Here is a 19052-nt window from a genome sequence, read left to right on the forward strand (position 1 = left end):
TTTACAGCATCTTTACCGTCGTAGAGATGCTTTTTTTAGTTCTTTTAGGAGGAAAAGTGTATGAAAAAACGAGCCGGGATATGGACTGCGCTCCTGCTGGCCGCTGTTATGCTGGCAGGCTGCGGCAATTCTGCGGATCAGAAGGATTCCAAGGCAAAACAAAAGACAGAAGCGTTCCCTGTCACCATTGATGATGCGTCAAACCAGGATGTAACCATCAAAAAAGAGCCGAAAAAGATTGTTTCATTAATGCCGAGCAACACAGAAATTACATATGCTCTCGGCCTCGGTGACAAAGTGGTCGGTGTCACCACAAACGATACCTATCCAAAGGAAGTCAAAAAGGTTGAAAAAGTCGGAGATATGAATATAAACGTTGAAAAAGTCATTTCTCTAAAGCCAGATCTCGTTCTGGCTCACGAGTCTTCCATGTCAGCATCAGCGGATGCCATCAAACAGCTGAAGGACGCGGGCATTACCGTGCTGACTGTCAATGATGCACAATCATTCTCCGAGGTGTACAAATCAATCGAAATGATCGGAGAAGCAGCCGGGGCGGAGAAACAAGCCGATCAGCTCGTGAAAAACATGAAATCAGATCTAAAGGATATTCAAGAAAAAGCGAAAACCATTTCAAAGGACGAGGAAAAAAGTGTATTTATCGAGGTTTCTCCCGATCCTGACATTTATACAACCGGAAAAGATACGTTTATGAATGAAATGCTGAATGTCATCCATGCTAAAAACGCAGCGGCGGATCAGACTGGCTGGGTGCAAATGACAGACGAGGCGATCGTAAAACTCAATCCTGATGCAATTGTTACAACGGACGGTGTGAAAGCGAAAGCTGTGGAAAAACGCGATGGCTGGAGCGAAATCAATGCTGTGAAACATCATCGTGTATATGATGTGGACCCTGATCTTGTGACACGTTCGGGTCCCCGTCTGATCGAAGGGGTCGAAGAACTTGCGGAAAGCATTTACCCAAATACGTTTAAGGAATAATCGTTTTACCGCATATATCATCGGTTTCTCATTTTTAGCCGTGAGCATCATCTTAGGAATTTCTTGCGGCAGCCTGCATATTCCTATTCCCGCTGTCTTTCGTGTCTTTTGGCATCAAGGTTTCGGCGGCTCTATCGGTTCTGATGATCCAATGTACTCTAATATTATGATGAATATCAGACTGCCGAGAGTTGTGCTGGCCGCCCTTGTGGGGGCGGCTCTTTCTATCGCAGGGGCCGCTTTTCAGGGGCTGCTGCAAAATCCGCTTGCTGATCCTTATACGCTCGGTGTTTCATCCGGTGCTTCAGTTGGCGCGGTTGTGACCCTATTCTTTAGCCTGCAGCTTCCTGGCATCGGAGGGTTTACACTCCCGGTTATGAGTGTAGCCGCGGCGCTTGCCACGATCGCGGCGGTCCTTTCCTTCAGCCGCCTCGTTCACACTTCGATGTCTGTTTCCACCCTCATTTTGACTGGTGTTATCATCAACTCTTTTTTGGGCGCATTTATTTCTCTTATCATTGCCTTGACAGGAGACAACCTGCTTCCGATTGTGCATTGGCTGCTTGGCAGCGTTTCAATGAGAGGCTGGAGTTATGTTATTTTGTTTCTTCCGTTTTTTCTTTTGGGAACCATTTTATTGATTATAAACGGAAGGGAGCTGAACGTGATGACATATGGAGAAGACAAAGCAAAGCTTCTCGGAGTCAGCGTTCAGAAAAGGAAGATGATGATTTTAATAGCCGGCTCTCTTTTGACCGGAAGCGCTGTGGCAGTGTCGGGCACGATCGGCTTTGTCGGCCTTGTCATTCCGCATATCACAAGGCTTTTGTGGGGAACAGACCATCGGCATTTACTGCCGCTTTCTGCCTTGCTCGGGGCAGGGTTTCTCGTTTTAGCCGATCTGCTTTCCAGAACGATCATTGAGCCAATTGAACTGCCGATCGGGATCATTACGTCCTTGGCTGGAGCGCCTGTGTTCGCTCTAATTTTAATTCGGCAGCACCGCGGGAGGAAAAGCTTATGATGAAGGCAGAAGGATTGTCGGGAGGATACGGCGACAGCTGTCTGGTCAACAATGTCAGCTTAACAGTGGAGAAGGGGGAATTCCTCGGAATTCTCGGCCCTAATGGAAGCGGGAAAACCACGCTTTTGCACTTGCTGACAGGCACGCTGCCGGCCAAAGAAGGCAGCGTTTATCTGGCCGGAAAACCGCTGGCGGACTATAAACCGAAGGAACTGGCGCAAATCATGGCTGTCCTGCCGCAAAAAACGGATCAAGCCTTCACCTTTACGGTCGAAGAAACTGTGGCCTTTGGCAGATATCCGTTCCAAACGGGGCTGTTCAGACAGCAGACTGAAAAGGATAAAGCCATTGTACAGAAAGCAATGGAGCAAACAGGAGTGGCCGCTTTTGCGCAAAAGCCGGTCCGCGAACTAAGCGGAGGGGAACAGCAGCGGGTGTATTTGGCCCAAGCTTTGGCGCAGCAGCCGCGTATTTTATTTTTGGACGAGCCGACCAATTTTCTCGATCTGGCTTATCAAAAAGACCTGCTTGATCTGATTAAACGCCTGACGAGTGAAAGCGGATTGGCAGCTGTCAGCGTTTTTCATGATTTGAACACCGCAAGCCTGTACTGTGATGGGCTCATGTTTATGAAAAACGGCACCGCAGGGCCTAAGCAAAAACCGGAATATGCTGTCACAGAACATCGCATAAAGGCGGTGTACGATACAGATGTCACCGCCTTGGTTCATCAAAGCTCACCTAAACCGATGATTGTGATTCAGCCTGAAAAAGACAGCGAAAAGCGGCAGTTTATCCCATTTGAAGCATTGCTCCAAGCGGGGCGTGATGATATTCTTCTGCAAACGGAAATCCCGCTTCGAACATTGTCCTCGACGCCTATCGGTGCAGGGTTTTCGTGGAGCAGAACGCTGATCCATAAACGGCTGCCAGATCAGTCAGATCGGATAAAAGGACTTGCAGCCTATCTTTCAGAGAACGGTTTTCAACTGGAGGAAACGTGTGCGACCGCATCTTCAGAAAGGCTTGACCGTTTCGTTTATCGAACATTTGAAGATGAAGAGTTATCTGTTTTCATATGCGTTCTGACCGGCTTTTCCATTTGGATTTTGATTAATGGCTATGCGTCAGATCAATTTTTCATCAAAGCTCTTATGGCTGCCGAAGCAGAACGGACGAAAGTGCTGGGAGACAGACGAGATACAGGTGATATTCTCGTGGCCGCGACCCAAACTCAGCAATCCGAAAACACAGAACAGCGGCTGAATCAATTGATAAAGAACGGAACAGCTGAATGTGTAAAAGAGGCTGCTGAGCTGTTTGAATAAGTCTGTAAAGGAGATTCAGGTATGAAACTATATACAAAAACAGGCGATAAGGGACAAACGGGCTTAATCGGGGGCAGAACGGACAAGGACAGTCCCCGCGTCGAAAGCTACGGCACGATTGACGAGCTTAACAGCTTTCTCGGGCTTGCTTTGGCAGAGCTTTCCGGGCAGCCCGGTTTTGAAGATCTGACAGCAGAGCTGCTGACCATCCAGCATGAGCTGTTTGACTGCGGAGGCGATCTGGCAATTGTCACAGAAAGAAAAGACTATAAGCTAACGGAAGAATCTGTTTCCTTTTTAGAAACGCGCATTGATGCCTATACTGCAGAAGCGCCGGAACTGAAGAAATTTATTCTTCCAGGCGGATCGAAGGGTGCTTCGCTTCTTCATGTAGCGCGTACCATTACAAGGCGGGCAGAACGAAGAGTGGTGACACTGATGAAATCGGAGGAGATTCATGAAACAGTGCTGCGTTATCTCAATCGACTGTCCGACTATTTATTTGCCGCTGCACGGGTTGTGAATGCAAGAAGCGGTATTGGCGATGTAGAATATGAAAGGAGTGCTATTGTGTTTCGGGACCGAAACAGCAGTGAATCGGAAAAGTAGAAGTGAGAGCCGGCGTGTTCATATACATGCCGGCTTTTTTGTTTTTCACCTTGTCAATTTCCCATTTTGCGACAAAAAATGAACCTTATGAATTATTGACTGAAAAATGGAAAAATGAGATATTGTAATAAATAGATGTAAAAAATAGGCAGTGGGGGGCTCTGATGGATGGTGAATTTAATTGAAAGTGATAGCATCTGGAAGAGAAATTTCAATTATCTGTTTTTCTCAAGAATAGTCAAGATATCCGGCGATATGTTCGCATTTAATTCAATATTATGGTTTTTAATTTATGATGGCAAAGGTGCGATCGGCACTGCTTTATTGATTGCTGTCACTTTTTTGCCGGAAGCCGTGCTGGCGCCTGTGACAGGGCCATTTATGAAACAGAGCACGCTGAAATTTTGGATGTACTTTTCAGATCTGACAAGGGCAGCAATTGTTTTGATTATCCCTCTATGCCATTTTGCGGGCTTCTCTCCGCTGTGGTTTGTCATGACGCTTATGATTGTGCATTCTGCTACTGGAGCTGCCTACAATCCCGCCTCAATCGCTTTGATTCCTCAAATCGTAAATGAACAGGGCATTCAAAAAGCAAACGCTGTGCTGCAATCCTCCGCTCAAATTGTCCGACTCGGGGCTGTCACATTATGCGGCGCTTTTCTTACATTTATCAGCCCTTCTTATACGATGCTTATCGCACTTGTGCTCTATTTGGTGTCAGGTTTTCTCGTCCTTTTTATTAAGTACACTGCGGTTGAGTCTCAATCAGAGGCTGCTGTTGTGACACAGAGAGGCACGTATATCGGAAGACTGAAACGCGGTTTTAGGCTCGTCAGAAAGCATCAGATTTTATATCCGCTCGCTATTTACTGTATTTTTATGAATTTCGCGGCTGCCCCTTGGGAAGCGCTCTCAGCCGTATACGTTGCGGAAGATTTAAACGGCCAGCCGATCGTTTACTCGCTTTTAAAGGCCACCACCGCCGCAGGCGCATTTTTATTAGGATTTGTGCTGGCGAAAGTCAAAGTAAACAGGTATGGGCTGCTTTTCGTCACTGCCGGCATTATTGAAGGATTTGCTTTCTTTATTACCGGGATGAACACCTTTTTGCCGCTCGTGTTTTTCGCCGCGTTTACCTTTGGCGCCGCAGTCAGTGCTGTTAATGTTCCTGAGTACACGATTATCCAGACCTCTGTGGATAGTGAGGATCAGCCGCAGGTTTACGCCGTTATACATATGATCTCAAATATTTCGATCCCTGCCGGAGCTGTCATTTGCGGATATGCCGCAAATGCTTTCGGCTCAGGAAAAGTGATCGCTGCCGGAGGGATTGTCGAAATTATTGCGGGTATCGGAATTTTGCTGTTTACAAAACTGGCCAAAGCAGAAAGGTCCGACCTGATTAAGGAAAGAGAAGCAAGTGTTCATCTGTAAAGGGTTTTGAAACGCCATGCCTCGTGCATGGCGTTTTTTTGTGCCGATGGGTCCGGTGCGAGATACGACTCGGGTCTTATATAAAAATCAATCTCTGATTCGTTTTGCATAAATGCCAACTTGTATAAGATGAAGACAAGGAAAACGAAAGGAGGATCTGCATGAAGATAAACAAAAAAACAGTAGGCGGATTCTTATTAATTGTATTTGGGATCTCCGTCTTTTTTGGAGGAGGAAGCTTCGGCTTTATCATCCCGCTCGCCATCGGGAGCTTAATGACATTCGCAGGAGTCAAAAGGTTTGCCGCAGGAAAAACCATCACGGGAATCATCGTGGGAGGTATCGGAGCCATTATGCTCATCTGCTCACTTCCGTTTGTCGTCGGAATCGCATTGGCAGCCGCTATGGTGTATTACGGCTGGAAGCTGATGAAAAACGGATCAGCTGATAACGGTGTATCATCTTTTGATCCTGAACCGGCTTCAGCTTCCTACCAATCTCACTTTGATGACGAATGGGAAGAATTTTTGAAGAAAAAATAATATCAATATATTAGGAGGAATTAGGTATGGTATTAAAAAGAATCAGAGACATGTTTGTTGCGTCAGTTCATGAAGGACTTGATAAAATGGAGAATCCAAAGGTAATGCTGAATCAATATGTACGCGATATGGAAAGTGACATTGCAAAAGCAAAGCAAACAATTGTGAAACAGCACACGATTGCCTATCAATTTAAGAAAAAATATGAAGAAGCCGCTGAAGTGGCTGGCAAACGGAAAAAACAGGCACAGCTCGCATTTGACGCAGGTGAAGAAGAACTGGCGAAAAAAGCGCTGACTGAAATGAAGTATTTAGAAGGGAAGGCGGCAGAGCATAAAGTTTCCTTTGAACAGGCTAACAGTCAGCTGGCTGACCTGAAAGAACAGCTGGCGGCTCTTGAAACAAAGCTTCAAGACGTAAAGGATAAAAAACAGGCGCTGATTGCGCGGGCAAATGCGGCGAAAGCTAAAGAGCATATGAATACGACATTTGACAAAATTGACAGTGAAAGTGCGTATCGTGAATTTTTACGTATTGAAAATCGTATTGAAGAAATGGAAATCCGCGCGAATTATTCAAAGTCAGCGGAAGCCGGCACCGAACTCACACGCAAAGAATTCGCAGATGACGTGGAAGCGGAGATTGAAAAAATGCGGGCGCTCTCACTGCAAAAATCAGACAAGACACAAGCGGCAAATGAATAAGCGGAACGGGGAAGGATTTGCGGTCAAGTCCTTCCCTTCCGCACGTATCAATTCGAAAGCTTTTCCTTTATAATAGAATGAATGAGAAGGATGAAACCGAATGAAAAAAATGCTTGGCAAACTGTTGATCACTGCCGGTATTCTTGTCTTTTTCGCCGTCGTCGTAAAAGACGTGTTTGCCGCAGGCTTGGGTTTCATAAATGGCACAGAAGCCGATTCAGCCAGCGCGTTGCCGCGGGACATTGACAGCATGGTCATAGAGTCCGATAGCAAGGATGTCCGGGTCATAGCGGAAGAACGAAATGACATATCAGCAGGCATTGAAGGAGACTCGGGAAAGTTATTTGTGACTGAAAACAAAAGAAAACTGGTGCTGACCGTAAAGGAAAAAGAATTTCAATTTTTGAATGGGTTTAACCGTTCGACTCTTATCGTCCGGCTTCCGTATGATTACAAAGGTGATCTGACAGTGCGAACCTCAAGCGGGGACGTGTCTGTGGCCGGGAATGGCCATCTTGCGCTTTCCAGGCTGAACGCAGTATCTGCGAGCGGAAATGCGAGAGTGACAGACGTCCGTCTTCAAGAACTGAAAGTAAAGGGGTCATCCGGAGATGTCACCATTTCAAATACCGATTACAAAACAGCCGGCATTGACTTAGCTTCAGGAGACGCAAATCTGGCTGATGTATCAGGCTCTCTCGATGTAAAAATGACTTCGGGAGATTTTAATGCTGTATTGAAAAAGGTAACCGGGCCCGTATCTGTCAAGCTGACAAGCGGTGATGCCAATCTAAGCCTTCCCAAAAACGGCAGCTTTACAGTCAAAGCGAAATCAGCGAGCGGTGACGTCAGTTCGCCGTATTCATTTGCTGATACAGCACATAAAGAACAGCATCACATCACAGGCTCGCAAGGAAGCGGCCGGCATCCAATCGATATCAAAACGGACAGCGGGGATGTAACGATTCGGTAGCACCAGGCAGAAGAAAGGAGGCGGACACCAGGAATGACAAAAAAACAGCTTCTTGGATTTATCATTGCTTTATTCGGCATCAGTATGTTTTTGCAAATTATCGGAATAGGCGATCTGCTGTTTTGGCCGCTCTTTTTTCTGATTGCCGGCTATTTCCTTAAAAAATATTCCCGTGATTGGCTTGGCTCGGTCATGTATATCTTTGCCGCGTTTCTTTTATTGAGAAACCTCTTCAGCATCACCTTTAATTTATTCGGCTATGCGTTTGCCGCATTTCTGATTTACGCCGGCTACAGGCTTGTCAAAGGGAAGCCGATATTCGAACCGAATGAGAAACGGGTCAACCTCAATAAAAAAGAACATCATGAACCGCCGAAAGATGTGAAACAGCCTGACATGCGCAGCTTTTTTATCGGAGAGCTGCAAATGATGAAGCAGCCGTTTGACCTGAATGATTTAAATGTCTCTGGTTTTATCGGTGATATCAAAATCGATTTATCTAAAGCGATGATTCCCGAAGGAGAAAGCACGATCGTCATTAGCGGAGTCATTGGAAACGTTGATATTTATGTACCATCGGACCTTGAAGTGGCTGTCAGCTCGGCTGTTTTCATAGGTGACATCAATCTGATCGGCTCGAAGAAAAGCGGATTAAGCACGAAGGTATATGCCGCGTCAACTGATTTCAGCGAGTCAAAGCGCCGGGTCAAAGTGTCCGTTTCCCTATTTATCGGTGATGTGGATGTGAAGTACGTATGAGAAAAAAACTGCTTGCCAGTCTTCAATGGCGCGCCATCCGCATGACAACGGGAATCAGCCTCCTGCTTTTTGCCTGCTTGATTACCTTTATGATGTTTTACTACCGGCTCGATCCGCGTGTTTTGCTGTCATCAAGCTGGTTCGGAATTCCGTTTATCCTAATTTTGCTGCTGATCAGCGTGACGGTCGGTTTCGCCTCAGGGTATATGTACGGCAACCGATTGAAGACAAGGGTTGATACATTAATTGAATCGATTTTAACCTTTGAAAACGGCAATTTCGCTTATCGGATACCGCCGCTCGGAGATGATGAAATCGGCCTGGCTGCCGATCAGCTGAACGAAATGGCGAAGCGCGTGGAGCTTCAAGTCGCATCCTTGCAGAAGCTTTCCAATGAACGTGCGGAATGGCAGGCGCAAATGAAGAAGTCGGTCATATCGGAAGAACGCCAGCGATTGGCCAGAGACCTTCATGACGCTGTCAGCCAGCAGCTCTTTGCCATATCGATGATGACATCAGCAGTGCTGGAACAAGTCAAGGATGCTGATGATAAAACAGTCAAGCGGATCAAGATGGTCGAGCATATGGCAGGCGAAGCCCAAAATGAGATGAGGGCGCTGCTGCTCCATTTACGGCCTGTCACCCTTGAAGGAAAAGGGCTGAAGGAGGGCCTTACGGAGCTTTTGGACGAGTTCCGAAAAAAGCAGCCGCTTGATATTGAGTGGGATATACAGGACACAAAAATATCCAAGGGTGTTGAAGACCACTTGTTCAGAATCGTGCAGGAGGCCCTTTCAAACGTATTTAGACATTCAAAAGCGTCAAAAGTAACCGTGATTCTCGGTATAAAGAACAGTCAGCTCCGTCTGAAGGTGATTGATAATGGAAAAGGCTTTAAAATGGACCAGGTGAAAGCATCCTCATACGGCTTGAATTCTATGAAAGAACGTGCGAGTGAAATCGGCGGGGTCGCCGAAGTGATTTCAGTAGAAGGAAAAGGCACACAAATCGAAGTGAAGGTCCCGATTTTCCCGGAAGAAAAAGGAGAGAACGAACGTGATTCGAGTATTATTGATTGATGATCATGAAATGGTCAGAATGGGGCTCGCGGCTTTTTTGGAGGCGCAGCCAGATATTGAAGTCATCGGCGAAGCATCGGACGGCGGTGAAGGTGTTCGGCTTGCTGCGGAACTATTGCCTGATGTCATTTTAATGGATCTAGTCATGGAAGGCATGGATGGCATCGAAGCTACAAAGCAAATTTGCCGGGAGCTTTCCGACCCGAAAATTATTGTGCTCACTAGCTTCATTGATGATGACAAAGTGTACCCGGTTATTGAAGCTGGCGCGCTCAGCTATCTGTTGAAAACCTCAAAAGCGGCAGAAATCGCCGATGCCATCCGCGCCGCAAGCAAGGGAGAGCCAAAGCTGGAATCAAAAGTGGCGGGAAAAGTATTGTCCAGGCTGCGCCACTCAGGTGAAAACGCGCTCCCGCATGAATCCCTTACGAGACGGGAACTCGAAATACTCTGCCTGATTGCAGAAGGAAAAACAAACAAAGAAATAGGCGAGGAGCTGTTTATTACAATTAAAACCGTCAAAACGCATATTACGAATATTTTATCAAAGCTGGATGTCAGTGACCGGACGCAGGCGGCGGTGTACGCGCATCGAAATCATCTCGTCAAATAGGCGGCTCCTATTTGTTTGCGCCTTTCGTTCCGAAGTCTCTGACAATCACATTGACCCGGTAGTCTATTTCCGCATTGCTGAAATAATCATCATCCCATTTTCTTGCGATCTTTTTCCACTTTTGAGGATAATGAATTCTGACTTGGTTTCCCAATCCGGTCACATCCGCTTTGATCTCTTTCTGCAGCTTCTCTGTAATAAATGTCGTTACTGATTTGTGTACTTGTTTTTCGACTGTCTTTTCAATGCTTTTAATATATGAATCCTTAAACGAATCTTCATTTGGATTCCAGTCCTCAGATAGACGACCTTCAATAGTTCGGGTGACAGTGAATTTGAACTTTCCATCCTTGTAGTCCGTCTTGATTTTCCGCTTGCTCGAATATACTTCATAAGAAAAGAGATGGCCATCGCGCTTCAAGTCAATGACGCCTCCTTCGACAGTGCCTGAAAATAAGTTGACATTTTGAACCTCAATCGGGGTGAGATCCCGGTGCCATAATTTGTTTTTGATGATAGAGGCTCCGTTTATCGCGAGCTTGCCATTTTCCTTACCGACATGAGGGATGAGGAATGAATCGTCAGAGGTTAAGTGTTCTGAGATCTCCCCCAATGTAACTGGCTCCATCATTCTGATCGTCACCTTATTATTCTCTGTCAGATCATATATCACGTTGGATGCGGGCTCGCCTTCATCATTCATTTTAAATATATCCTTAGTTCGGCCGTTGGTGATAAAGACGTAGGAACTCCTCCGTGTTCCGTTGTCTCTGACAAACTGGTTAATGATCGCGTCCATTCCAATCTCATCCGCAATCACGCTCTTGGAAAGCAGAATAAGTCGCAAATGCTGTGAAAACGTAGGATTATGCTTTAATGCAGAGGTTCTCATCATTTGATGGACAGTTTCACCCTTTGTGATAGACAGCTGTGTCGGGTCAGATGAAGAGCCCTCCTTGGCGCTGATTTTTTTCGGCACGAGAATCTGCTGTGTCAGCTCTAAATTTTTATCGTTGGGCTTGTCTAGGCCTACTCCGATCACCAAGCTTAATTCCTCAATATTCTCGCTATCCCAGCATCCGGACAGCAATAGGGTGCATATAAACATACATAAAATCCGGGTTTTCATTTTGCTGTAATCCTCCTTTTGAGAGCTACAATGAAAAAGAGAATGAAGGGAAGCAGAAACAGGAAGATGAAAATATATCCAAGATAATCGCTGTACATCATGACTTGATTGGCGTCATCCGGCCAGAGAGAAAAATAAAAGACCGTTATGCCGATAATCACCATGCTTGTTTTCGTCGATAATCCGAATGTCTTCTTTAACCCATTAGCGGCAAAGTATCCGTAAATGACAAAAGTTGTGAAAAACTGGATGATCCAGACCACCAGTAAAAACGATTCAAACCGTTCAATAAATATGCCTTTAAGCTCAAAGGACTGAAAGAGAGAAATAGTCGGCCAAATCAGCGTTTTCACCTCGGGAGCGGTCAAAGCTCCGACAACGATAACATACGTAACGATATATAAGATAATCGGAATCAAAAATCCTATAGAAGCATATCTGAACGTGTATTTCTTTTTCTTCATATGTTCAGGAAGAAACAGCATCACTTCCATTCCTAAAAAAGAGATGGAAACGACGGTAAGGGAGTTTGCAATGGGTCCAAGGCCTTCGCCTAAAACAGGACGCAAATTATTGATATCAAAAATTTTAAAACTGATCCCAAACACAACCAGCAAAATAATAATGGTTACCGTTAAATAAAAGGGAAACAGCCGCGACACATCACTTAAGCCCCCAACAATTAAATAAATGCCGCAGCAAATAAACGTCAAAATAATGACTTGAATGGGTGTTCTCTCCAACAGGAAAAACTTCACCATTTCAGCCATGGCCCGGGTCTCGAAGCTGGCCACGCCTAGGAAATAGCCGCAGATCAAAAGGCCGATGATGTTGCCGATCCATTTCCCAAGCCCTTCCTGCAAATACTCGAAGAGTGAAGGGTATTGATGTTTTTTCTGAATAAGCGTGTTTAAATAAATGAAGAAAATAAAAATGAAACCTTCTAATATCAGCGTGACCCAGCCATCAGGCGTATTAGCCTTAGTGGTCAGCGCTCTAGGCAAGGTTAAAAGTCCGGCCCCAAGCATTGTATTAGCAATAATCGAAATACCTTGAAAGGTATTAAGTTTCAGTGGAGTCTGTTTTTGGCTCATTTGGATTATTCGCCTCTTTTGGTTTGTTTTTAATTGGGAGACGGATAATGGAGTCATCCGTATTTTTCAGGCTGAAGAATCCGTTTGGCGAAAAATACGGAGACCCAAAGCTCGTTTGTCTCGTTAAGTGCGTATAAACGACAAGCATAAATAAAATAATGCCGTACAGCCCTAAAATAGCGGCGGAAAACATCGAAATAAAACGCAGCACCCGGAAAGACAGCCCCATTCCGTACTGAGGAACGGTAAAGGATGCTAGGGCAATGACACTGACGACAATGACCATAATCGAACTGACGAGATTCGCTTCTACAGCCGCCTGTCCGATAACTACGCCCCCGACGAGGCCGATCGTCTGTCCGAGCGGATTGGGGAGTCGCAGTCCGGCTTCCCTTAGCAGCTCGATGGTTACTTCCATCAGCAAGGCTTCAAATATCGGAGGGAACGGCACGTTTTCCCTGTTTGCCGAAATTGTAACGGCGAGTGCGGTTGGCAGCAGCCCCTGATGGAAGGAAACAAGTGCAATATAAATTGATGACAAAAACAAGGTGATAAAGATAGAAGCAAAACGCAGCGACCGGATAAGAGATGCTGAAATCCAGCGTTCATAGTAGTCATCCGGGGACTGCATCAGGATGCCGAGAGAAACCGGCACCAGCAGCACAAATGGTGAACTGTCGACCAAAATTGCCACACGGCCGTTAAACAGGGCTGAAGATACCTTGTCAGGCCTTTCCGTATTTTGAATCTGCGGAAAAGGTGAATATTTATTATCTTCAATGAGCTCCTCGAGCGTTCCGCTGTCCTGGATATCTTCCAGCTGGATATTTTTAAGCCGCGCTTTTACTTCTTTTATGACGGACTTTTTTGCTTTGCCTTCAATATACATAATGGCTGCAGGCTTCAGCTTGTTTTCGCCGATCATGATTTTTTTGGTGATTAATTTCGGATGAGAGGTTCTTTGTCTGATCAGAGCGAGATTTGTATCGATATCCTCTACAAACGCAACTTTTGGGCCGCGAACTACTTTTTCAGTTGTCGGCTCTGTCAGGCTTCTTGTTTTTTTCTTTCCTGTGCTCAGAATATAGGCTTTGTCTAATCCGTTGATAAACACGGCACAATTGCCGTTGAGAATCGATTCAATTGTTTTTTTTGCGGTTTCAATAGGTCTTGCGTCAAGCTGGTCAAGGCGTTTTTTGACCTGGTCAAGCGTTAAGGTCTCTTCATCTTTGATCAAAGTTTTAATGGCTTCTGACACCTTATTCTCATCTGTCAGTTCACTGAAATAGAGATAGTAAAAAACCAATCCGTTCGCAAGCATTTTTTTATTTTTCACAAGATCATCGTTTTCTTTTAATTTTGGAAGCAACAATGCTAAATTATCGTGTATATATTCTTTAAACTCTGTTTGTTCCAATGAGGTCACCTCTTATCCAAAACCTTAGTAGAGGTTATCTTTTCCTGTTAAAAAAATGATATACTGTGTTAGAGTATTTCATGGAGTAAGTTTTTTTATGAAAGCGGAGGAGACGAAGTGGCACAGGTAAGGCTTGCTGGTAAACAAGAAGAAATCGAACAGCTCATCAGATCATTTGAACAGCATTATGATGTCTCTTATACATCAAAGGAGTACGGCAGGACGAATCCAAAATACAAATATTCAAAGGATTCCCGCGTATATCTTGAATTAAAATTAAAATCTGCCAAGATCGAAAAATAAAAAGGATTTTTTGTGTCATTGGCGAATTATGATCTATTGAAGCAACCGTTATGGAGGGATACATAAATGGAATACAGAATTGAACGAGACACCATGGGAGAAGTAAAAGTTCCTGCTGATAAATTTTGGGGCGCCCAAACACAGCGAAGCAAGGAGAACTTTAAGATCGGTTCTGAAAAAATGCCGATGCGTGTTGTGAAGGCGTTTGCAATATTAAAACGAAGCACAGCTCTTGCTAATAAACGCCTTGGCAATCTGGATGCTGAAAAAGCAGAAGCGATTGCAGCAGTTTGTGATGATGTGCTCAAAGGCAAGTACGATGACAACTTCCCGCTTGTTGTATGGCAGACCGGAAGCGGCACACAAAGCAATATGAACATGAACGAAGTGGTAGCCAACCGTGCGACTGCTTTATTAAAAGAGAAGAACTCTGATCTAACGATTCATCCAAATGATGATGTGAACCGCAGCCAAAGCTCAAACGACACATTCCCGACTGCGATGCATGTTGCCGCTGTTTTGGCTGTTTACGAGCAGCTTGTGCCGGCGCTTGATCAGCTTCGCAATACATTGGATGAGAAAGCGAAAGCATACAATGATATTGTCAAAATCGGACGCACGCATCTTCAGGATGCTACGCCACTGACCCTCGGACAGGAAATCAGCGGATGGGTTTACATGCTGGACCGTTCGAAGGAAATGATTTTGGAAGCGACTGATAAAATGCGTGCGCTTGCAATCGGTGGAACGGCTGTCGGAACGGGTATCAACGCCCACCCAGAGTTTGGAGAGCTTGTCTCAGAAGAGATCACCAAACTGACTGGCCAAACGTTCAGCAGCTCGCCGAATAAATTCCACGCGCTGACAAGCCATGACGAAATCACTTATGCGCATGGCGCATTAAAAGCGCTTGCGGCTGACTTAATGAAAATCGCGAACGATGTCAGATGGCTGGCAAGCGGGCCTCGCTGCGGCATCGGGGAGATCGTCATCCCTGAAAATGAGCCGGGCAGCTCCATTATGCCTGGTAAAGTCAACCCGACACAAAGCGAAGCGTTAACAATGATCGCAGCGCAAATCATGGGGAACGATGCGACAATCGGCTTTGCGGCGAGTCAGGGGAACTTTGAACTGAACGTGTTTAAGCCTGTTATTATTTACAACTACCTGCAATCTGTGCAGCTGCTCAGTGACGGCATGAATTCATTCCATGATAAATGTGCTGTCGGTATTGAGCCTAATAAAGAAACCATTCAGGAAAACCTGTCAAATTCATTAATGCTTGTTACGGCGCTGAACCCGCATATCGGTTATGAAAACGCGGCGAAAATCGCCAAGCTTGCCCATAAAGAGGGATTGACACTTAAAGAAGCGGCTTTGAAGCTTGAATTGCTGACAGAGGAGCAATTTAACGAAATGGTTAAGCCGGAAGACATGGTAAAACCAAAGGCGTAATAGAAAGAAAAAACGGCTGCTTAAAAAGCAGCCGTTCTTCTAAATATGTTGCTGTTTTAATAAATATTTAAGCTGCTCCGCATCTTTAGCGAGCGCTTCAGACTCCGTCAGATTATGAATCATCCCTTTTATAATTGCCAGCTTCGGTGTTTTTTTCTTCATTTCTGCTTCAAGTATGTCCAAGCTCTCCGATAATTCAAGAGAGGAGTTTGTGTGTAAGCTGTTAATTTTGTCACGTAGGCTTTTCACAATCGATTCAGTCAGCGGGTCAGGCCGGCCGTGCGTAAGAGGCCCAAATAAAGAGCTCGCCTCTTCCAATGTGATGAAAGGCTTTTCGTGCCGTTCAGACATGCCTTTTACCATATCATCAATTCGATTCATAATGATGTCAGCTAATTGAGACGGCTTTACAGCATACCCGAGCAAAATCATGCATTCCAGGTAAATCTGGCTGATGCCCTCTATTAAAAAACAAAGCTCTGCAGTGTACGGTTCCGCTTTTTTTCCGTAGATGTTCAGCAGACTGTCGATATGAAATTGAAGTGAGGACTGGCGGATTTTTTTTGCGCACTGCTCCACTTCCTCTGTGTAAGGCAGAGAACCTTCCTTCATTTGCATGCTGATAAAATCCTTGTGTTCAAGGATGTTTTCATAGAGTACGGTCAGCTGTTTGCGGTAAGCCGTTCTGGGGCTTTCGTCCTTCGTTTTAATATTTAAAATTCGGGTAAACGTTTTATCATAATAGTAGTTCAGCATAGACAGAAGAAGCGCTTCTTTCGAAGGAAAATAAATATAAAAAGCGCCTTTAGATATTTTGCATTCTTTTGCGATTTCTTGGACTGATGTTGAGTTGTATCCTTTTTGTGCAAACAGTTTTAAGGCTGTTTCAATAATCAGCTTTTCTTTTTCCTTCAATGGTTCCACCCTTTCGGAGCCCTGAGGCCTGCTAGGATATGACCATATAGTCACACCTTCTGTTATAAAATTAACCTTATTGTAACTTGTTTTTTTATCATGTATTATTTATATTATAAATTGAGATGACCGAATGGTCAAAGCTCAAGCGAAAGGGTGAATCTAGAATGAGAGAATTGGACGAAATGATCAGCCGCTTGCGAAACAGAGGTATCAAAGTGGAGAAAGTCAAATATCCGAAGCAGACCTTGTCAGAGAAAAAATGGGTTCATCAATGCAAACAGCCGCTCAAAACAAATTACAGAGATTTTAACGGCTATTCTTTCACATAAAAAAATAGACTGCAAAAACATCTACAGTCTATTTTGGCACTGCTATGCGGTATGTTACACCCGTTTTGTCATTTTCAATTGAGATAGACGCCTTATGAAGAGTTAAAATTCGTTTTACGATGCTTAGACCAATGCCGAATTCGCCTTTCTTCCCTTTATTAAAAGGCTCATAGAGGCTGGAGAGCATCTCATTTTCAATATGCGGACCGTCATTTTTAATGGTGATCACGATATTTCGATCATCTTGTTTCATGCTGATTTCTATTTTTGTCTCAGCATAGCGGATTTGATTTTCCAGAATGTTTTCGAGGAGTTTGTTCCATTGCTCCGGATCACCCGGCATCAAAATATCCTCTTCTACATCAATTTCCCACGATAGTTCTTTCCGCGCCCACTTCAATCGTTCGATGACTTCTTCTGTCACTTCCACGATACTGAACATGTCGTGCTGCACTTTTTGCTTCGCTAAATAATCCAGCTTCGTTAAATATAATAAATCCTTTATTTTTTTCTCCAGCTTAAGCGCTTCGCATTCTATGACATCTACAGTGTTTTCAAGATCTCCTTTAGGGAAAATCCCGTCTTTAATTGATTGTGTATAGCCTCTGATGACCATGACCGGTGTTTTTAAATCATGAGAGATATTTTGCAATAGAGTTCTTTCTGTTTCATCCTTTTGCACAAGCTTTTGGCGCATCTCTTCGATGGTATGGCCCAATTTGCCGATTTCATCTTTCCGATCTACTTTTACTGGGTCATCCCAATCCTGTTCTGAAATCCGTTTGACGTGTTTTTCAAATGATACGAGTGGCCTTGATAAATACTTTGCAAGCCAAATGGCTGGAATCCAGCTTAATAAAATGACGACAGCTATAATAAACAGAAGCTGTTTGAACAAGGTGTAGGCCAAATCGTCCCGATAAGAATCAAGCGCGTAAGAGAGCATCATCGCTGATTGGCCATTAACGGAAAGTCCCTTTTTAATGACAAAAAACACTTTCTCTCCATTGACGTCGGCGCTGTACCGTTTCTTTTTTTCCTCCTGCTTATCAGCCAGCTTGTATACCTTGTGGATAAACGAAGACGACAGAATGCTTAAATCCTTGTCTGAAGAAGCATCTTCATTTTCAGGCAGGAGCACGTGCTGTACGGAGCGGACGGTTGTCGGCGCCGTCGCTTCCTCACTGTAATAGCGCCTTTCAATTGAACCCGGCAGGCGGTACTCCGTCAGAACATGCTGCTCATTTTCAATCGTCGTATACGTTTCATTGGTGAAAAAATCGCGCAGCGTGTTTGAAAATAACACAAGCAGTAAAATCGATATCGCTAACAGGATGCCGGAGATAACAACCCATATCTGAAACGCGAGCGGTTTGTTTTTCATGATGACATCATCCTGTAGCCGAAACCGTAAATCGTCTCCACCTTCAATTCTGGCATCTTTCTGCGCAGTCTCCGAACGAGGTCATCAACGACCCGGTCTGTTCCGAAGTAGTCATGTCCCCATACTTTTAAGAGGATATCCTCACGAGAGTATGGATGCCCTTTATGATGGATAAATAATAGCAGGAGATCAAATTCCTTCGACGTCAAATTGATGATATTTCCGTTTTCATCATAGACCTCGCGGGCGTCTTCAGAGACCCGATACGAGGAGACGGCAATTTCATTTTTTTGTACAGGAGGAGCTTCCTTATATACGAGCTGCAGCAATTTTTGCACACGGATAATCAGCTCCCGCGGCAGAAACGGTTTTGAAATGTAGTCATTGCTGCCAAGCTCTAAGCCAAGCACTCTGTCAATATCTGCATCACGGGCAGAAATAAAAATGACCGGCACGTCAGGATCTTTCGCCTTGATTTCTTTAATTAATGTATAGCCGTCGGTATCCGGCAGCATGATATCGAGAATCCACAGGTGGGGAGACGGTGTCATTTTCTTTCTGGCGTCTTCACCTTTCGTAAAAGATGTAATGTTCCAGCCCTCATTCTCTAAATACTTCGTCAGCAGTTCATTCAGGTTATCCTCATCTTCAACTAGATAAATGGTGTATGACAAGGCTCTTCACATCCTTTCAACGTCATTATAAACTAGTTTTAACATACGGCTGGCAATTTTCATAATTTCACATATTCTTTTCATTTTTATCCCACAATGTTTGTTTATGATATGGTTAAGGGAAGAAAGGAAGAGAAAAAGAGCGAGGAAGATGTAGGATGATCAAACATATTCTATTTTGGTGCTTTGCTTTTCTCCTCATTATTGGGACAATTGAACTTGTACATGCGATGAATATGTAACGATAAATGAATAACCGTTAAAGGAGTGCAAGAA

The 19052-nt window shown here is 44.5% G+C and carries 20 protein-coding genes; 14 read left to right on the forward strand and 6 right to left on the reverse strand.

Features of this window, described 5'->3' with window-relative positions; genetic code table 11:
• The first annotated feature begins 60 nt into the window (after positions 1–60).
• The 11 genes from ACQXR1_RS03055 (at position 61) to liaR (ending at position 10073) form a co-directional block, all read left to right on the forward strand.
• The gene (locus ACQXR1_RS03055; protein WP_430771703.1) at positions 61–1005 is read left to right on the forward strand and encodes an ABC transporter substrate-binding protein; all 945 of its coding nucleotides are present in this window, start codon (positions 61–63) and stop codon (positions 1003–1005) included.
• Entirely contained in the window at positions 968–2029 is a 1062-nt protein-coding gene (locus ACQXR1_RS03060; RefSeq protein WP_430771704.1) for a FecCD family ABC transporter permease, read from the forward strand. Before ACQXR1_RS03055 ends, ACQXR1_RS03060 begins: the two co-directional genes overlap by 38 nt.
• The gene (locus ACQXR1_RS03065; RefSeq protein ID WP_430771780.1) at positions 2029–3357 is read left to right on the forward strand and encodes an ATP-binding cassette domain-containing protein; all 1329 of its coding nucleotides are present in this window, start codon (positions 2029–2031) and stop codon (positions 3355–3357) included. The genes ACQXR1_RS03060 and ACQXR1_RS03065 overlap by 1 nt, the downstream gene beginning before the upstream one ends.
• A 21-nt stretch (positions 3358–3378) precedes the next feature.
• Complete coding sequence (locus ACQXR1_RS03070) at positions 3379–3966, forward strand: cob(I)yrinic acid a,c-diamide adenosyltransferase (RefSeq protein ID WP_430771705.1); 588 nt, start codon at positions 3379–3381, stop codon at positions 3964–3966.
• 168 nt (positions 3967–4134) lie between these two features.
• The gene (locus ACQXR1_RS03075; protein WP_014665343.1) at positions 4135–5403 is read left to right on the forward strand and encodes an MFS transporter; all 1269 of its coding nucleotides are present in this window, start codon (positions 4135–4137) and stop codon (positions 5401–5403) included.
• 161 nt (positions 5404–5564) lie between these two features.
• Positions 5565–5945 (forward strand): cell envelope stress-induced membrane anchor protein LiaI, encoded by a 381-nt coding sequence (gene liaI, locus ACQXR1_RS03080; RefSeq protein ID WP_430771706.1) that lies wholly within the window; start codon positions 5565–5567, stop codon positions 5943–5945.
• A 26-nt stretch (positions 5946–5971) separates the two neighbouring features.
• The gene (gene liaH / locus ACQXR1_RS03085; RefSeq protein ID WP_430771707.1) at positions 5972–6649 is read left to right on the forward strand and encodes a stress responsive protein LiaH; all 678 of its coding nucleotides are present in this window, start codon (positions 5972–5974) and stop codon (positions 6647–6649) included.
• A gap of 100 nt (positions 6650–6749) precedes the next feature.
• Positions 6750–7622: a LiaG family protein gene (gene liaG / locus ACQXR1_RS03090; RefSeq protein ID WP_430771708.1), complete on the forward strand. Its 873-nt coding sequence runs from the start codon at positions 6750–6752 to the stop codon at positions 7620–7622.
• Positions 7623–7655: 33 nt separating this feature from the next.
• On the forward strand, positions 7656–8381 hold the full coding sequence (liaF, locus tag ACQXR1_RS03095) for a LiaRS two-component regulatory system accessory protein LiaF (protein ID WP_069838753.1): 726 nt from the start codon (positions 7656–7658) through the stop codon (positions 8379–8381).
• A complete protein-coding gene (gene liaS / locus ACQXR1_RS03100) occupies positions 8378–9460 on the forward strand; it encodes a two-component system sensor histidine kinase LiaS (protein WP_095431866.1) in 1083 nt (360 codons plus the stop codon). The genes liaF and liaS overlap by 4 nt, the downstream gene beginning before the upstream one ends.
• Positions 9438–10073, forward strand: coding sequence for a two-component system response regulator LiaR (gene liaR, locus ACQXR1_RS03105; RefSeq protein ID WP_134975131.1), 636 nt, complete (start codon positions 9438–9440; stop codon positions 10071–10073). Before liaS ends, liaR begins: the two co-directional genes overlap by 23 nt.
• A gap of 7 nt (positions 10074–10080) precedes the next feature.
• Here the strand turns inward: liaR and gerAC are convergent, their stop codons facing one another.
• Genes gerAC through gerAA form a run of 3 tightly spaced genes read right to left on the reverse strand, consistent with a single transcriptional unit; the run spans position 10081 to position 13713 of the window.
• Entirely contained in the window at positions 10081–11202 is a 1122-nt protein-coding gene (gene gerAC, locus ACQXR1_RS03110) for a spore germination receptor protein GerAC (protein ID WP_430771709.1), read from the reverse strand.
• Positions 11199–12296: a spore germination receptor protein GerAB gene (gerAB, locus tag ACQXR1_RS03115; protein ID WP_430771710.1), complete on the reverse strand. Its 1098-nt coding sequence runs from the start codon at positions 12294–12296 to the stop codon at positions 11199–11201. The genes gerAC and gerAB overlap by 4 nt, the downstream gene beginning before the upstream one ends.
• Entirely contained in the window at positions 12265–13713 is a 1449-nt protein-coding gene (gene gerAA, locus ACQXR1_RS03120) for a spore germination receptor protein GerAA (protein ID WP_014665334.1), read from the reverse strand. The genes gerAB and gerAA overlap by 32 nt, the downstream gene beginning before the upstream one ends.
• 117 nt (positions 13714–13830) lie before the next feature.
• On the opposite strand from gerAA, the gene ACQXR1_RS03125 reads away from it, so the two are divergent.
• Both ACQXR1_RS03125 and fumC read left to right on the forward strand, forming a co-directional pair.
• The gene (locus ACQXR1_RS03125) at positions 13831–14016 is read left to right on the forward strand and encodes a YvzF family protein (RefSeq protein ID WP_003244599.1); all 186 of its coding nucleotides are present in this window, start codon (positions 13831–13833) and stop codon (positions 14014–14016) included.
• 66 nt (positions 14017–14082) lie between these two features.
• The gene (fumC, locus tag ACQXR1_RS03130) at positions 14083–15471 is read left to right on the forward strand and encodes a class II fumarate hydratase (RefSeq protein ID WP_430771711.1); all 1389 of its coding nucleotides are present in this window, start codon (positions 14083–14085) and stop codon (positions 15469–15471) included.
• Between the two features lie 39 nt (positions 15472–15510).
• Here the strand turns inward: fumC and ACQXR1_RS03135 are convergent, their stop codons facing one another.
• Positions 15511–16386: a TetR/AcrR family transcriptional regulator gene (locus tag ACQXR1_RS03135; RefSeq protein ID WP_014665332.1), complete on the reverse strand. Its 876-nt coding sequence runs from the start codon at positions 16384–16386 to the stop codon at positions 15511–15513.
• Between the two features lie 167 nt (positions 16387–16553).
• Here ACQXR1_RS03135 and spxO point away from each other — a divergent pair, with 167 nt between their 5' ends.
• Positions 16554–16718, forward strand: coding sequence for an anti-adapter protein SpxO (spxO, locus tag ACQXR1_RS03140; RefSeq protein ID WP_003221681.1), 165 nt, complete (start codon positions 16554–16556; stop codon positions 16716–16718).
• A 28-nt stretch (positions 16719–16746) separates the two neighbouring features.
• Here spxO and cssS read toward each other — a convergent pair whose 3' ends face one another.
• A complete protein-coding gene (gene cssS / locus ACQXR1_RS03145; protein ID WP_069838758.1) occupies positions 16747–18102 on the reverse strand; it encodes a secretion stress-responsive two-component system sensor histidine kinase CssS in 1356 nt (451 codons plus the stop codon).
• Positions 18099–18776 (reverse strand): secretion stress-responsive two-component system response regulator CssR, encoded by a 678-nt coding sequence (gene cssR, locus ACQXR1_RS03150; RefSeq protein ID WP_040081865.1) that lies wholly within the window; start codon positions 18774–18776, stop codon positions 18099–18101. Before cssR ends, cssS begins: the two co-directional genes overlap by 4 nt.
• Positions 18777–19052: the final 276 nt, after the last annotated feature.

Origin of the sequence: Bacillus sp. ATD, from assembly GCF_050585765.1 — a bacterium.
Classification (GTDB): domain Bacteria; phylum Bacillota; class Bacilli; order Bacillales; family Bacillaceae; genus Bacillus; species Bacillus stercoris.